The organism is Halomonas sp. KX33721, assembly GCF_001596805.1.
GTDB classification, from domain to species: Bacteria; Pseudomonadota; Gammaproteobacteria; order Pseudomonadales; family Halomonadaceae; genus Vreelandella; species Vreelandella aquamarina.
Genome location: NZ_LVIA01000001.1, coordinates 12,215 through 26,915 on the forward strand (window position 1 = coordinate 12,215; position 14,701 = coordinate 26,915).

At 54.2% G+C, this 14,701-nt stretch carries 12 protein-coding genes; 4 read left to right on the forward strand and 8 right to left on the reverse strand.

All coding sequences use genetic code 11. The features are described 5' to 3' along the window. The first annotated feature begins 198 nt into the window (after window positions 1-198). The 4 genes from A3220_RS00055 to A3220_RS00070 all read left to right on the forward strand — a co-directional run bounded on the left by A3220_RS00055 (window position 199) and on the right by A3220_RS00070 (window position 5,231). Window positions 199-1,140 carry an ABC transporter substrate-binding protein gene (locus A3220_RS00055; protein WP_062372174.1) on the forward strand — a complete coding sequence of 314 codons (942 nt, stop codon included), beginning with the start codon at window positions 199-201 and terminating at the stop codon, window positions 1,138-1,140. 73 nt (window positions 1,141-1,213) lie between these two features. Further along, window positions 1,214-2,293 (forward strand): ATP-binding cassette domain-containing protein, encoded by a 1,080-nt coding sequence (locus A3220_RS00060; RefSeq protein ID WP_084812713.1) that lies wholly within the window; start codon window positions 1,214-1,216, stop codon window positions 2,291-2,293. Continuing rightward, a complete protein-coding gene (locus tag A3220_RS00065) occupies window positions 2,290-4,251 on the forward strand; it encodes an ABC transporter permease subunit (RefSeq protein WP_084812714.1) in 1,962 nt (653 codons plus the stop codon). The genes A3220_RS00060 and A3220_RS00065 overlap by 4 nt, the downstream gene beginning before the upstream one ends. 230 nt (window positions 4,252-4,481) lie before the next feature. Beyond that, window positions 4,482-5,231, forward strand: coding sequence for an IS5 family transposase (locus A3220_RS00070; protein ID WP_084812715.1), 750 nt, complete (start codon window positions 4,482-4,484; stop codon window positions 5,229-5,231). A 14-nt stretch (window positions 5,232-5,245) separates the two neighbouring features. On the opposite strand, the gene A3220_RS00075 is transcribed toward A3220_RS00070, so the two are convergent. The 8 genes from A3220_RS00075 to A3220_RS00110 all read right to left on the reverse strand — a co-directional run bounded on the left by A3220_RS00075 (window position 5,246) and on the right by A3220_RS00110 (window position 14,435). Next, window positions 5,246-6,037, reverse strand: a complete 792-nt coding sequence (locus A3220_RS00075; protein ID WP_084812716.1) for an IclR family transcriptional regulator — start codon at window positions 6,035-6,037, stop codon at window positions 5,246-5,248. 85 nt (window positions 6,038-6,122) lie between these two features. Then, the gene (locus tag A3220_RS00080) at window positions 6,123-6,839 is read right to left on the reverse strand and encodes a hypothetical protein (RefSeq protein ID WP_084812717.1); all 717 of its coding nucleotides are present in this window, start codon (window positions 6,837-6,839) and stop codon (window positions 6,123-6,125) included. A gap of 3 nt (window positions 6,840-6,842) precedes the next feature. Continuing rightward, complete coding sequence (locus tag A3220_RS18105; protein ID WP_217284263.1) at window positions 6,843-9,791, reverse strand: 2Fe-2S iron-sulfur cluster-binding protein; 2,949 nt, start codon at window positions 9,789-9,791, stop codon at window positions 6,843-6,845. Then, window positions 9,788-10,084, reverse strand: a complete 297-nt coding sequence (locus tag A3220_RS00090; RefSeq protein WP_062372178.1) for a sarcosine oxidase subunit delta — start codon at window positions 10,082-10,084, stop codon at window positions 9,788-9,790. The genes A3220_RS18105 and A3220_RS00090 overlap by 4 nt, the downstream gene beginning before the upstream one ends. A 16-nt stretch (window positions 10,085-10,100) precedes the next feature. Continuing rightward, complete coding sequence (locus A3220_RS00095) at window positions 10,101-11,342, reverse strand: FAD-dependent oxidoreductase (protein ID WP_062372180.1); 1,242 nt, start codon at window positions 11,340-11,342, stop codon at window positions 10,101-10,103. Window positions 11,343-11,364: 22 nt separating this feature from the next. Further along, the gene (folD, locus tag A3220_RS00100; RefSeq protein WP_062372182.1) at window positions 11,365-12,279 is read right to left on the reverse strand and encodes a bifunctional methylenetetrahydrofolate dehydrogenase/methenyltetrahydrofolate cyclohydrolase FolD; all 915 of its coding nucleotides are present in this window, start codon (window positions 12,277-12,279) and stop codon (window positions 11,365-11,367) included. Further along, a complete protein-coding gene (purU, locus tag A3220_RS00105; protein ID WP_062372185.1) occupies window positions 12,276-13,142 on the reverse strand; it encodes a formyltetrahydrofolate deformylase in 867 nt (288 codons plus the stop codon). The genes folD and purU overlap by 4 nt, the downstream gene beginning before the upstream one ends. A gap of 159 nt (window positions 13,143-13,301) precedes the next feature. Beyond that, entirely contained in the window at window positions 13,302-14,435 is a 1,134-nt protein-coding gene (locus A3220_RS00110; protein WP_062372188.1) for an aminomethyltransferase family protein, read from the reverse strand. Between the last annotated feature and the right edge of the window lie 266 nt (window positions 14,436-14,701).

Sequence of the window (14,701 nt, forward strand, 5' to 3'; positions counted from 1 at the left end):
AATTCATGTTAAATTGGCAAAGGCTTGAAAAGTAATTTTATTCATCAACTTGGCATGATAAATGCTTGGAATGTATTCGTGGATGGTGAGCTTAGGTTTTAAATAAAATCTAACATTCACATATGAATTAAACTAATAAGATGTTTAAAAGCAACATCAAACTACTGAAAATTACTTCCACTTAATTAAAGGGCTAACATGAATAAAGTTAACAATTATCTTATCAGCGTATCTATTGCTACGCTTTCAACTTCAGCCTTCGCGGTCGAGAGCAGCGACCCAATCGTCATCCCCACCCATAACTGGTCCAGCCAAATCGTGATGAGCCATATCGTCGGCGGAATTTACGAAAATATGGGTTATACGGTTGACTACGTCTCGACAGATAGCCAAGCAGTGTATGAGGCCATTCGTCTCGGCGATGCAACCCTTGAGGTAGAAGTTTGGGAGGGTGCATATGGTGTTGCATTCGAAGAGGCCAAATCCAAGGGCGGTATTGTTGATGCAGGGGATCATCCCGCCGTTACTCGCGAAGATTGGTGGTATCCAGCGTATGTAGAAGAACTCTGTCCCGGCCTGCCGGACTGGGAGGCATTGAATGCTTGTGCTGAAGAATTCTCTATGCCGGAAACCGCGCCCAAAGGGCGCTTTCTTGGGGGGCCAGTGGACTGGCTTAAACATGACTCCGAAAGGATTGATGCATTAGGAATGGACTTTGTCGTAATTAATGCTGGATCCGCCGCTGCGCTCTGGGCTGAGTTGTCTGCCGCTGAGAAGCGTGGCCAGCCGATAGTGCTTTTCAACTGGACGCCGAATTTTATAGAGGCACTTTATCCTGGCAGCTTCGTTGAGTTCCCCGAGTACTTTGAGGGCTGTAAAGATGATGCCTCGCTTGGGCCGAACCCGAACGAGACCTATGACTGTGGCAATCCAGCAGATGGTTACCTCAAGAAAGCCGCATGGGATGGCATGGCTGATAAATGGCCTACAGCTTACGAAACTTTAACCAATATCGAATTCAGCAATATACAAATAGCTGAAATGGCCAAGATGGTTGACATCGATGGTATGGAGCCAGAAGAAGCTGCAGTGGCTTGGCTTGAGGATAACGAATCAGTATGGAAGCCGTGGGCCGAATAATCTTAGTGTTGGCTCCCTCTCCTTTCTATATCGGGGTGGAGGGAGCAAATTTTAGGTCTGTTAGGAGCAGCTGATGAATATAGTTGACGCTAAGATTAGACAAAATTCGGGGAAATCTCATGAACGAGGTAGTGACCAGGATACCGTAATTACCTGTCGTAACTTATGGAAAATTTACGGTTCCGATCCAGTTGGCATTATTCGTCATCATAATGGTCACCCTTCGTCCGAAGTATTGAAGGAAAGTGGCCATATTGCCGCTGTCCGTGACGTATCGCTTGACATCAATAGAGGTGAGATTTTAGCAGTTATGGGGCTTTCCGGCTCGGGCAAGTCCACGTTTGTTCGCTGCCTGTCACGCCTTGTCGAACCAACAGCTGGCAGTGTTCAAGTCGAAGGGAAAGAACTCCTTGGTCTGGATGAAAAAGCCTTGATTCGGCTGCGACGTGAGAAAATGGGGATGGTTTTCCAGAATTTTGCCCTGCTACCGCACCGTACAGTGCTTCAAAACGTAACATTCCCGCTAGAAATGCGTGGTACGCCCCAAAATGATCGGCGTAAGAGGGCGCTTGAAGTTATCGATTTGGTCGGGCTTAGCGGGCGGGAGGACTATTTTCCACATGAGCTTTCCGGGGGGCAACAACAGCGCGTAGGAATCGCCCGCAGCCTTGCTATCGAACCAGATATCTGGTTTTTGGATGAGCCTTTCTCGGCTCTAGATCCACTTATAAGGCGTGAGATGCAAGACGAACTTCTTCGTCTACAAGAGATGTTAAGCAAAACGATAGTCTTCATCACACATGATTTTGATGAGGCACTGCGCTTATCGGATCGTATTGCAATTATGTATGAGGGGGCTATCGAACAAGTAGATACGCCCGACAGGATCGTATTAAGTCCCGCGACCGGATACGTTGAGCGTTTTACACGAACGATCGCGAAATCACGCGTCATACGTGCTCGAACCCTGATCGAACCTGGAACAGCTGGAGAAGGCGAGCCAGTTTGCGGAGAGGCAACAATTGCGTCACTCGGCCGACGACTTTGGGAGTCCCCCGCTGCACGAGTTCCTGTTGCTGACATCAATGGTCAAATCATTGGGGCGATGAACCGTGGCCGTGCGTTAGAGTTACTATTTACGGAGGACGTATGACTATTGCCAACACGTCCCCTATCCCTCCTGTGCAAGTAGGGCAAACGAAAGCAGGGCTGGTATTCTTTGGATTAGCTTTCCTTATAGTAATCGCTTCGCCGCAGTTACCCACTAGCCTGTTGCTACCTCCCGATGGAATGGTTTTGCCAATGGCAGATTGGATCAATGCCGCCTTCGTTTTCACACAAGAGGATCTTGGTCTGACAGTGATTACCCGTGCCTTCGCCAGCTTTGTGGCTTGGTTGCTAGATATTTTCGGCAACCTACTTGCTGGTGGGCGTGGTGGCTTGGGTGTGCCAGCGTTGCCTTGGACAGTATTGATGATCACTGGGTTTACACTGGGTTATGGGTTGCGTGACTGGAAACTGGGCGCACTTGCAGGAGGAACTTGTGTCTGGTTAGCAGTGTTCGGCCAGTGGAAGTGGGCAATGGAGACGCTTAGCCTCATTTTCGTCGCAGCGCCTCTATCTGTATCCTTGGGATTCCTTCTAGGCTGGGCGGCTTGGCGTTACATATGGTTTGAGAAGATATTGCAGCCAATAATTAACGTAGCGCAATCCTTGCCACATTTCGCTTATCTCATCCCGGTGGTAGTCTTCTTCGGTGTCGGCGACCATGCCGGAGCCATTGCAACGATAATTTTCGCCACGCCGCCAATGGTCCGCATGACGCTTTTAGGTCTGCGCCGCGTACCTTCAGAAATTATCGAGTCTGGTCATATGAGTGGCGCAACCCGCTGGCAAGTGATGCGTTATGTACGCGTGCCGACGGCACGAGCTGAGATTCTGATTGGGGTTAACCAAGTCATTATGCTGTGCTTCGCCATGGTGGTGATTGCAAGCTTTATCGGCGCTCCAGGGCTCGGCTACAAACTGCTCCAATATCTGCAGGGTCTCAAAATTGGACAAGCGATAGAGCTAGGTATCTCGATCGTGCTAATCGCAGTGACGCTAGACCGGCTATCCCGCGCCTGGGCTGAGAAGCAGCCAGCATATTATCCGCGTAGTACGCCGTGGTGGAAACGCAAGCAACTGTTACTAATTTGGGCTGGGTTGGTCATTGCCGCTTTGTCGGCAGCGCAGCTACATGGCTGGTTGTATGAAATTCCACGGAACCAAGCACTTTCGGCTGCTTTCCTATGGGAGCCAATAGTCGACTGGTTTACCATCGAGGCGTATCCGGTTACATATGCGATCCGCAGTTGGCTGCTGCTCAACGTATTAATCCCCATGCGCGATGTATATCTCGCTGCCCCATGGTCTGCCGTGCTTTTGTTGCTAATGGGTATCGGATGGCGCATAGGTGGCTGGCGCTCTGCTGTAGTCTGCTCCTGTTTTGTCGGTTTTATTGCGCTATCCGGTTGGTGGGAGCGGGCCATGATCACCGCTTATATGGTCACCTTCGCAGTAGGGCTCGCTATCGCTATTAGTTTACCGTTAGGCATCTGGGCCGCGGCCAAGCCAACGCGGGCAAGAAGAATGCTGCTAGCCTGTGATACGTGCCAGACTTTCCCCAGCTTTATTTATCTGATACCAGTAATAATGCTATTTGGTGTCAATGATGTCTCGGCCATTGGTGCGGTCATTATCTACGCTGCGATACCTATGTTGCGGTATACCATTGAGGGCCTAATCAACGTACCCGAGAACTTGCGTGAGGCGGTTGATATGGCAGGAGCTACGCGTTGGCAGCGCTTGTGGTCTATGGAGCTGCCTATAGCTCTGCCGCACTTGTTGATTGGATTGAATCAGACCGTTATGTTCTCATTATTCATGGTGATTATTGCAGCCTTTATAGGTACCCAAGACTTGGGGCAGGAAATGATGCGCGCACTTTCTTCTAATGATGTTGGTAAAGGCTTAGTGTTGGGGCTTTGTGTCGCCTTCATGGGGTTAATGGTGGATCACCTCATTATGACCTGGTCGACTAAACGTAAGCGGATCTTGGGCTTGGGCTAAGATCAGTGTTAGGAAGTCGGCGATCGTCTGGTTGTCCAGAAAGGCTCCGGAAGCCATACCATGGTGGTGCTGGACAATGCCAATATCTATCTCTCGGTTCACTTTCAGTTCAAACTGAGGGGAGTAGCATATAAATTAGGGTCTGTTGACGTTTTGCCAAGGGAAGTTTGGCAGGATAGGGGCAAGCTCGCAGAATAGAGGTTCCGACACCCACAAACGGCGAGCCTGCCATGCCCCGACAAATGCTCACGGATAAACACTGGTCGAAGCTGAGACCTATCCTGCTTCAACTAGGTATCTATGACAAGATCGACCTGCGAACCACTGTGGAAGACATTCTTTACCGAATGCGCAACGGTTGCCAGTGGCGGGATCTGCCCGAGGCATTTGGCCCCTGGAATACGGTTTACAAGCGCTTCAACGCCTGGTCAGCCGCCGGAAAACTGATGGCGGCTTTCCGTGCGCTTGTGGATGACCCCGATGTTGAATGGCTATTCTCCTATGGTGCCTACGTCAAGGCACACCAGGACAGCACAGGGGCTGCCACAGAAGAGGCAGAAGCTGTTGGCAAAAGTCGTGCGGGCAACACCAGCAAAATTCATCTTGCCGTTGATGCTTATGGACTCTCCAATGCTTTCAGGATAACGGGGGGTGAAGTACACGACAGCACAGAGGCCCAGGCGTTGATAGACGACCTGCCGACCAGGGAGGCGCTGATAGCTGACAAGGGCTATGACAGTGAGCGTATCCGTGAGCAGGTCGAAGCAAAGGGCATGCGCCCCGTGATTCCAAGAAAACGCAATTCAAAGAAAGGAAATTACAGTTTAGACAGAGAGTTATATCGCTACCAGCATCTCGTCGAGAATGCGTTTGCCCGATTGAAGCCGTATCGCGCGATAGCGATGTGGTATGACAAACTCAAACGAAACTACAAAAGCATGGTGGCCTTGGCCTGCGGTTTTTTATGGCTACCCATGTGAAAGGTCAACAGGCCCTAGTTTTTAGCCCCCTTGCTAGCATTGCCCAACTCGAAAGAGATTCGCTGCGCAGTGGCCATTAATTGCACCTTGATATCTTTAATATGAGCGTCGCTGTTCATAAGAGCGTCGGGGCCTGAGACATTGATGGCCGCTACAATGCGTCCTTGATAGTCCTTTAGCCCGGTGGCGATGGCGGTTGCATAATCAGAGCGGTGTATGGCCCAGCCTGTAATGCGATCGTTGTTAATCGTCTGTTTCAGTTCGGGGAGCGTGCGGGACGCCGGGGCAGGATAGCCATCCAGGCGGACATGCTGATAAAGGGCATCGAGTTCAGGCTCGCCAAGATCCGTCAGTAGGATTCTGCCCATGGCGCAACTGTGGCAAGCTATGCGCGTACCCACGGGAACATTGACGGAAAGTCGCTGCGACGCAAAGGAGCGGTAGATATACACCGCATCCTGGCCTTCGCGCACACTAAGGTGGCAAGACATCGACACTAAATTGCGCAGAGCACTCAGGTGCGGCATGACGATATCAACGATGTCTCGGCTAGCAAGATAGCTAAAGCCGTGGGAAATGACCTGGGGGCCAAGTTGATAGGTGTTCTTGGCTACTTTGTCTAAGTAGTTCAGCTCGGTCAGGGTTGTCACGATGCGGTAAATGGATGACGTCGTGACCTCCAGCGCATCGGCAAAATCCTGGGTGGTGAGTATCCGATGCTGACTGTCGAAGAGCTCGAGGATTTTAAGGCCTCGATAAAGCGCAGGAACCGTATAGTCGATCTCTTTGCTGGATTGTGTTGCCATAACCGTAATAAGGCCCCTGGCTGAATGGATTTGATTTTTGAGCGACCTAGTAGCTTCTTGCCGCCGCCAGGCCGTTCAGCATGCATTACTCTTGGCGATATCGACGCAGCGCCATGATACTAAGCACTTTCCCCTCGAATTCCTGCATCGCATCAAGAAGAATAGGCCAGAAATAACATGCCGAGGCGCTATCCACCAAGAGATAGAGGCAGGAAAGATCCGCTTGGCTGGCGTTGATAATGATGGCATTGGCCCGCGCGACAGAGGTTTGAGCGACGTGGCCCGGGGCAAACGCTTTAGGTGACAAATCAACGCCGCACAGCTTCGCCATTACATCGCTGGCATGGCGACCGGTCAAGGCAAGCCAAGCGTGCGTATCCTGTCGGGGGAGAAGATAGGCATCAGGCAGACGATGGGCGCGCTCGGCCGCCTGCCACGCTAGCTCATCGCGGCTGATGCGCTCGCCGTCATCGGCAAAGCTGCCCAGCAGCAGATATTCGCTGGCGGATAGCTTGGCTACCAGGCTGCCATCTTCTTGGCGTAGCGCTTGATTGGGCGCAGCGGGTAGCTGGTAGTGGTTCTCGCTGAGTATCGTTGCTGCCTTCTTGCCGCGTAACCCGACCCGTGCTAGCGCGGACAGATCCGTTAACCCGCAAGCGGGCGCGTCCTGTGCTTCATCCTGCTCAGCCTTGATCGCATAGCCGCCCAGGTGTTGCCACCCGGTCGCGTCGGGCTGGTTGGCCTGTTGAAGATGGTAAAGCGGCGTTCGCTTGGCGGTGAGAGTGTCTTCCAGAGTCGCCATGGTTTACATCTCCTGTCGGCTGTTGTTGGCATCGTAGAAAGGCAGCTTGACGACCTCTGCGTTAACTTCATCGCCGCCTTCAACCCGAATGGTGATATGGCTGCCGGGCGTTGCTTTATCGGCGCCAGCGTAAGCCAGGCCGATGATTGCGTCCTGATTGGGCGAGTATTCGCAGGAGGTCACGTTGCCGGTGATATCGCTGCCTTCCAGCACAAGGTGGCCTTCCAGCGGCTTGGCGGAGGTTGCCGGTAACCGGAAGCCGACCAGGCGGCGCTTGGCGGGCTGCTCATCGAGAATATCCACGGCACGGCGGCCGACAAAGAACGGCTTTTTGCGATTGACCGCCCAGCTCATGCCGATCTCGGAAGGGTGGCTCATGCCGTCGGTATCCTGTCCAATGATGACATGGCCTTTTTCAAGGCGTAGCAGCCGCTGGGCTTCGACACCAAAGGGGCGGATACCGAACTCTTCGCCCGCTTTCATCAGCAAGTCCCAGAGGTACTCGCCATAGCGTGACGGAACATGAAGCTCATAGCCCAACTCACCGACGAAACCTACCCGCAACAGGCGCGCTGGCGCTTCACCGGCCTTACCTTCACGCAGCTCCAGGTAGGAGAACGCTTCAGGCGAAAGATCCACCTCGGTGCAGACTTTCTCCAGCACCTTGCGCGATAACGGCCCGGCGACATTCACCGCCGCGTAAGCTGACGTGACATTGGCAATATCCACATCCAGGCGCCACTGGGCATTCCACTGCAGCATGCTCTGATAAACGCGCGCCAAGCCGCTGGTGGTGGCGGTGACGTAAAAGTGATTCTCGCCAAGGCGGCAGGAAACACCGTCATCAACCACGACGCCCTGCTCATTGGCCATGGCCGCATAGCGCGTACGCCCTACCGGCTGTTTGAGAAAGCCGAAGGTGTAGATACGGTTGACGAACTCCACAGCGTCTGGCCCGCGCACCTCGATACCACCCAAGGTGGAAACATCAATCAGGCCGACTTTTTCCCTGACATGGAGCGCCTCTTCCTGCATGCAGCGATCACGATCCAGGTGGCCATTCGTTGCCGAGGGATAAAAGGCCGGGCGTTGCCAATCGCCCGCTGGCATCATCTTGGCGCCGAGTTGAAGATGGCGCTGGTGCAGAGGCGTGACCCGGAAGGGGTCGAAACTGCGCCCGGCCAGGTGGGAAAGGGTTTCAGCAGTGAACGGTGGGCGCGCGGTGGTAACCCCGGTTTCGCTGACGGTGCGGCCCGTGGCGTCGGCGACCAAGCGCGCGGTGGGCAGCGCCGAATGGCGGCCTTGCGAAGGGCCCATGCCGACGGTTGAGAAACGCTTGACTAGCTGCACGTCTCGATAGCCGTGGCGCGTTGCGTTGATGATATCGCGAATTTGCAGATCTTCATCAAAATCGACGAATTCCTTGCCCTTGGGGTGGGCAAAGATGGGCCAGGGAAAGTTTACCTGCTTCGGCGCTCCCGCCAGGGGAGCGGCTTCAGTAGCTGGCAGGTCGAGGCTGTGCAGCGCCTGAGTACCGGCGATGACGCCGTCTTGCAGTACCTGGTCAAGATCGTGCAAGCCGTTGACCGAGCCCGCCACGTACAGGTGCTTGGGCAGGTTTGAGAGGGAAAATTCTGCTACATCATCGTTATAGGTCAGCTTGCCACCCGCCTGACACAACAGCTGATACATCGGCATATAGCCGGCGGTCATGCACAGCAAGTCGCATTCCAGCGTTAGGCTCTCGTCAGCCACCTCGCCGCGGCGGGTGATGCGCCGCACATCAACACCAGTCACGTGGTGCAGGGTATTGTCATGTAGCGCCTCGAATACGGTGTGCTCAACATGCAGCGGAATGCCATGCTGGTTGATCGCTTGGGTAAGGCGGGTGTCGACCGGCTCAGCGCGCATATCCACCAGCGCCGCGACCTCAATGCCCTGTTCGTGCAAGTCGAGAGCTGCTAGGTAGCCATCGTCATTGCCAGTGAGCACGACGGCGCGTTTACCAGGGCGTACCGCGTAATGGCGAATCAGCCGCTGGGCGGCGCTGGTTAGCATGACGCCGGGCAAATCGTTGTTGCGAAAAATCGCCGGTTGATCAAACGCGCCAGCGGCAACGATGCACTCCTGGGCGCGAACCTTGTACATCCGAGTGCCCTGGATCACGGGCAGGAAGTTGTCGGTAAACCAGCCATTGCAGGTGGCTTTGCACAGCACATGAATATTGGCATGCGCTTCAACCGCCGGGATCAGCGCTTCACGTACTTGATCGGCACGCACGCCTGCATCATCAAAGCGGGCGTAGGTTAGCGCGCCACCCAGCTGAGATTGCTGTTCAACTAGCAGCACCTTTGCGCCCCCTTCAGCGGCGGTCAAGGCCGCCTTGAGGCCCGCCGGCCCACTGCCGACCACTACCACATCGGCAAACAGGTAGGCCTTGTCGTGATAGCCACCAGTGACATTAAGGTCGTATCTGCCCAGCCCGGCCTTCTTGCGAATCAGCGACTCCCAGAACTTCCAGACACCTTTAGGCTTATAGAAGGAGCGGTAATAGAAGCCCACTGGCATGAACTTGGAGAACTTGCCCAGCTTCATGTCACTGTCGTGATCCAGGCTGCCGCTGTAGTTCTGGCCAGTGACGGCCAAGCCTTGGCTGAGCGGGTGCGTGTCGGCCAGCACGTTGGGCTCGTCGGGTAGCTGAACCAGCGTATTGGCGTCCTGGCCTGCCATGGTCAGCGGGCCACGGGGCCGGTGATACTTGAAGGAACGCGATAGCAGGTGGCGGCCATTGGCGATCAGCGCGCTGGCTAGCGTGTCACCTTCCACCCCATGGTAATTCGTGCCTTCGAACTGAAAGGTGATCGGCTGCTGGCGATTGATGAGACTGCCCATCGGGGCCGGGAGGCGTGTTGGCATGGTCTGAATAGCGTCAGGTGAGACATGGCGGTTCATGAGCGTTGCTCCTCGACGGCAAACCCTACGCGCTCCTGGAAAATTTCCTGAGGATCAAAGGTGCGCAGAATTTCATCGGTGACGGTGTGCCGCTCGGCAAGAAACCAGTAGCTGGAGGCAACATGCATCCACCACTCAGTGATAACGCCCGCGGTGTTGTCGCTGTAAAAAACGTAGTCTGCCCACTCGCGGTCGCTACAGGTGGTGGGGTTGGGCATGGATTTGAGCTCCCCGCCGTAGATGAATTCGCTGATGTTGCGTGGCCCGTTGAGCGGGCAATGCATGATTTTCATTGTGTTTGCCCTCTCGTTAATGGCTGGCCGCCGTGGCGCCCATTTCATTGACTTGCTGGAAGTTAGCAAAGCGCTCCAGGCGGAACGGTTGAATCAGTTCGGGCACTTTGCCGCCGCTGGCGACCATTTCCGCCATGGTCTTGCCGCAGATGGGCGTTGCTTTGAAACCCCAGGTGCCCCAACCGGCGTCCAGGTAATAGTTCTCGATCGGGCTCTCGCCCATGATCGGGCTGTAGTCGGGGGTCATATCGGTAATCCCGCCCCATTGGCGCATTAGCTTGGCCTTGGCCAAAAACGGAAACATTTCGATACCACTGGCAATCAGGCTTTCCTTCATTTCCAGCGTGGAGCGCGTGTTGTAGAGGGGGTAGGGATCTGACCCACCGCCGAAGACCACTTCGCCGCGGCTGGTCTGCTGAACGTAGCAGTGCAGGGCGGAAGAGCTGACCAGCGGATCCAGAAAAGGCTTCACGGGTTGGGTGACCATTGCCTGCAGTGGATAGCTGATGATGGGTAGCCGGAAACCGGCTTGCTTTGCCAGCACGGAGCTATGGCCAGCAACAGCCTGAACGGCGCAGCCACACTGAACGGTGCCCCGGTTGGTCTCGACAGCGGTGATACGCCCGCCTTCGATGACCAGATTGCGGACTTCCGTCAGCTGATGAATTTCAACGCCGCGCTTGGCGGCTTCCTTGGCATAACCCCAGGCCACGGCGTCGTGGCGAGCCGTGGCACCGTCGCGGTGCCAAAGCCCTGCGAGCACGGGCAAGTGGCCCGGGTCGAGGTTTAGCGAGGGAACCAACTCACGAATCTGCTGGCGGTCAATCATGTCGGTACGCCCACCGAAATGCTTGTTGACCTCGGCCCGCTGGCGGAACGAGCGAACCGTGGCGTCGGTGTGGGCAAGTGTCAGCTGGCCGCGCTCCGAGTACATGACGTTGAAATCGAATTCGTTGGATAGATTCTGGAAAAGTTTGACCGATTCGCTGTAGAACTTGACCCCTTCCGAGGTCAGGTAGTTGGAGCGGATCACGGCGGTGTTACGCGCCGTGTTGCCACCGCCAAGATAGGCTTTCTCAAGCACGGCAACGTTGGTGATGTTGTGATACTTGGCCAGGTAATAAGCGATTGCCAGGCCGTGGCCGCCGCCACCGATGATCACCACATCGTAGGAGGGCTTGAGCTCCTTGGGAGGCGGCAGATCCACATCAACGGGGTAGTCCGATGACAGACCATATTTAAGCAGTCCAAAAGGCACGGTGACGTTCTCCTGTGGGGTATCAGTTAACTACCGGCTGGGCGACTTTATGTTGCTGAAGGCGGGTTGCAGCCACGGTGTTTTGCATTAGATAGGCAATCGTCATCGGGCCGACACCGCCGGGAACCGGAGTAATCGCTTTTGCTACCTGACTGGCGCTAGCGAAGTCGACGTCGCCGACGAGACGTGTCTTACGCTCGCCATCTACCTCCTGTTCAACGCGGTTGATACCCACATCAATCACCACTGCCCCGGGCTTGAGCCAACGGGCGTCAATCATGTTCGGTCGGCCCACCGCAGCGACGACAATATCTGCCTGGCGTGCGATGGCGTCGGCATTCACGCTACGCGAGTGGAGTAGTGTCACCGAGCAATGGGCGTGCAACAGAAGCGATGCCATGGGCTTGCCAACGATATTGGAGCGTCCTACCACCACGGCATGTTTGCCGCTTAGGTCGCCACAGGTTTCCTGCAGCAATCGCAGACAGCCGCTGGGGGTGCAGGGCGTTAGCACATCGCGCCCCTGTACCAGGCCACCCACATTGGCGTGATGAAAGCCGTCGACATCTTTTAGTGGGTCGATGGCCTGAATGATGGCCTCTTCATCGATCGTCGTCGGCAGTGGTAGCTGCACCAGAATGCCGTTGACCTCGGGGTCTTTGTTTAGCGTGTCGATCAATGTGAGCAGCTCGGCCTGGCTTAAGGTGGAGTCAAAACGGTGCTCGAATGAGCGAATGCCCACCGCTTGTGCCTTGCGCATCTTGTTTCTGACGTACACCTGGCTGGCGGGATCCTCGCCAATGAGAACCACGGCTAAGCCAGGGGTAGTGCCTTCAGCAATCAGTTGCCTAACGCTGACGGCGACCTCGGCCAGAACCTGTTCGGCACAGGCCTTGCCATCAATAAGGGCCGCTGTGGATTGGGTCGCTGTGCTCATTGGAAAATCACCGTCTTGTTCTGGTCGAGGAAGACGCGGTGCTCAAGGTGGTACTTAACCGCACGGGAAAGGGCGATGGTTTCGGTGTTGCGGCCAACGGCGACCAGATCCTCGGGCCGGTAGGTATGATCGACGCGCTGAACCTCCTGGTCGATGATGGGCCCTTCATCGAGATCGGGGGTGACGTAGTGGGCCGTGGCGCCGATCAGCTTTACGCCGCGCTCATGGGCCTGATGATACGGCTTGGCACCCTTGAAGCCTGGCAGGAAAGAGTGGTGAATATTAATCGCGCGCCCGGCTAACTTTTGGCATAAATCATCCGACAGAATCTGCATATAACGTGCTAGCACGACCAATTCAGTTTGGGTCTCTTCGATAATGTCCATAATGGCCGCTTCCTGCTGCACCTTGGTCTCCTTGGTAACGGGCAGATAGACGAAGCGAATCCCCTCACGTTCGGCCATAGGACGAAGATCCAGGTGGTTTGAGACGATGGCGGTGATCTCCATGTCTAACTCACCTTTGCCGTGGCGGTACATCAAATCGCTTAGGCAATGATCAAATTTACTCACCATCAACAAGACCCGCATGGGTTGAGAGGTGCTGTGGATCTGCCAGTTCATGTCGAAGGTTTGCGCAATGCCGACAAAGTCGTTGTGCAGCGTAGCGATATTTGGCTTAACGCCTTTATTAAACCGAAACTTTGCGCGCAGGAATAAACGTCCCAGTTCTTCATCATCGTATTGGGCAAGCTCGCTGATATAACAGTTGTTTTCGCTAAGAAACGATGTCACGGCAGAGATGATGCCGGAGGTGGCCGGGCAGGAGACACGGATAATATAACTGCCATCATGATCTTTCATTTTTCTTCCTATATAAAGTGGTTTATTTATATATGGCTTTAAATTACTTTTTTATCCCCAAAAAAACCGAAATTAATGCTTATTTCATATAATAGCTTTATATTTCGGTTTCAGTGAGTGCTTGAGTGAGCGTTCATCAATGTACGTTGATTGCCATGTTCAGTCTTTGGCAACACGCTTGCGCTTTTCAGGATCGTCGAAAGGTAAACTGTGGCTGCTAGCCTTCGCTTGTAAGCTGCCGCGTACCTCTAATGGCGTGCCATGTTCTGCAAAGGGCACGTCAAGGCGTGCTAGTGCCATGGAACGCCCGCTAAGCCGGGAATACATGCCTTCGGTAACGATGCCCACCTGCTTATCATTCGCCCAAATGGTGTCACCAGCCTGAGCCGCTTGCGTAGAATCAATCAGTACACCAAAGATTTTGAAACGCTCCTTGCCCGCTAGCCTGAAGTGCTCGCCTGCGCCGCGAAATTGGGTCTTGTCCTTGGACACAGTGAAGTCCAAGCCCAATTCCCATAGGGTGTCGCCGGCAGGTTGGTCGGGGAAGGGGTATGTCTCGGAGTTATCGGCAGGATAAAACAGTAGGTTACTTTCTACTCGCAGCCAGTCGAGGGTTTCGAAACCACAGGGCACTATGCCCATGGAAGCCCCCTGTTCGAGTATTTCGTCCCAGACAGCGGGCGCGTCCTTAGCCTTGCAGAAAATTTCATAGCCGCGTTCGCCGGTATAGCCGGTGCGTGAAATCATCACGTCAAAGCCGAATAGGCGAGTCTGCAGGTGGTGGAAGTAGCGCAGTTCGCGGATACCCTCTACATGCTTTTCGAGAAAGTCGACGGCCAATGGGCCTTGGAGTGACAGGTCATGAATATCATCGTCAAAGATCAGGCTGACGTTCCGGCCCAGAGCTCCCTGGGTGAGCATTTCGTGGCCCAGCCCAGTACCGTGCACCACCAGGTAAGAATTCGGAGCTAAACAGTAAACAATACAGTCGTCAACGAACTTGCCCGCATCGTTGAGCATGGTGGCATATACGGACTTGCCGGGATAAAGCTTGGATATATCCCGCGTAGTGGCATGGTCTAAAAGCACCTTGGCATGGGGGCCAACGCAATGAATCTTTTTGAGCCCGGATACATCCATTAGTCCAGCTTTGGTGCGAATAGCTTCGTGATGGTCTGCGGTATCCAGCCCGGCGTAGCGAAACGCAGTGCCCATGCCGTTCCAGTCTTCCAGCGTCGCGCCGAGGGCATGGTGTCGCTCGGTGAGCGCTGAAGTGCGCCATAACGTCGTCATATCGGTACTCCTTACAAGTTCAAGTCATTGAGGGCCGTTTTCCCAGCAAGCGGTAGTGCTAATGCAGAAAGCAATTACGCTCACCTTGCTTTCTTTTAGGGAAATATTAATTCCTTTCAGTTAAGCAAAATGCTTGCCACAACCCGATGCCACGACGCAGAGGTGAATTCGCTAATTTTTTTTCATATAAAAAACAAATGCTTAAATTTTGAATTTTTTAAGCAAAAAATAACCGATATGGCGTTAATAATTTCATATGCGATTAA

What these genes read in the sequence shown, in the direction of transcription:
- A3220_RS00055 (WP_062372174.1), top strand. Translation starts at nt 199, where the DNA reads ATGAATAAAGTTAACAATTATCTTATCAGCGTATCTATTGCTACGCTT.
- A3220_RS00060 (WP_084812713.1), top strand. Translation starts at nt 1,214, where the DNA reads ATGAATATAGTTGACGCTAAGATTAGACAAAATTCGGGGAAATCTCAT.
- A3220_RS00065 (WP_084812714.1), top strand. Translation starts at nt 2,290, where the DNA reads ATGACTATTGCCAACACGTCCCCTATCCCTCCTGTGCAAGTAGGGCAA.
- A3220_RS00070 (WP_084812715.1), top strand. Translation starts at nt 4,482, where the DNA reads ATGCCCCGACAAATGCTCACGGATAAACACTGGTCGAAGCTGAGACCT.
- A3220_RS00075 (WP_084812716.1), bottom strand. Translation starts at nt 6,037, where the DNA reads ATGGCAACACAATCCAGCAAAGAGATCGACTATACGGTTCCTGCGCTT.
- A3220_RS00080 (WP_084812717.1), bottom strand. Translation starts at nt 6,839, where the DNA reads ATGGCGACTCTGGAAGACACTCTCACCGCCAAGCGAACGCCGCTTTAC.
- A3220_RS18105 (WP_217284263.1), bottom strand. Translation starts at nt 9,791, where the DNA reads ATGAACCGCCATGTCTCACCTGACGCTATTCAGACCATGCCAACACGC.
- A3220_RS00090 (WP_062372178.1), bottom strand. Translation starts at nt 10,084, where the DNA reads ATGAAAATCATGCATTGCCCGCTCAACGGGCCACGCAACATCAGCGAA.
- folD (WP_062372182.1), bottom strand. Translation starts at nt 12,279, where the DNA reads ATGAGCACAGCGACCCAATCCACAGCGGCCCTTATTGATGGCAAGGCC.
- purU (WP_062372185.1), bottom strand. Translation starts at nt 13,142, where the DNA reads ATGAAAGATCATGATGGCAGTTATATTATCCGTGTCTCCTGCCCGGCC.
- A3220_RS00110 (WP_062372188.1), bottom strand. Translation starts at nt 14,435, where the DNA reads ATGACGACGTTATGGCGCACTTCAGCGCTCACCGAGCGACACCATGCC.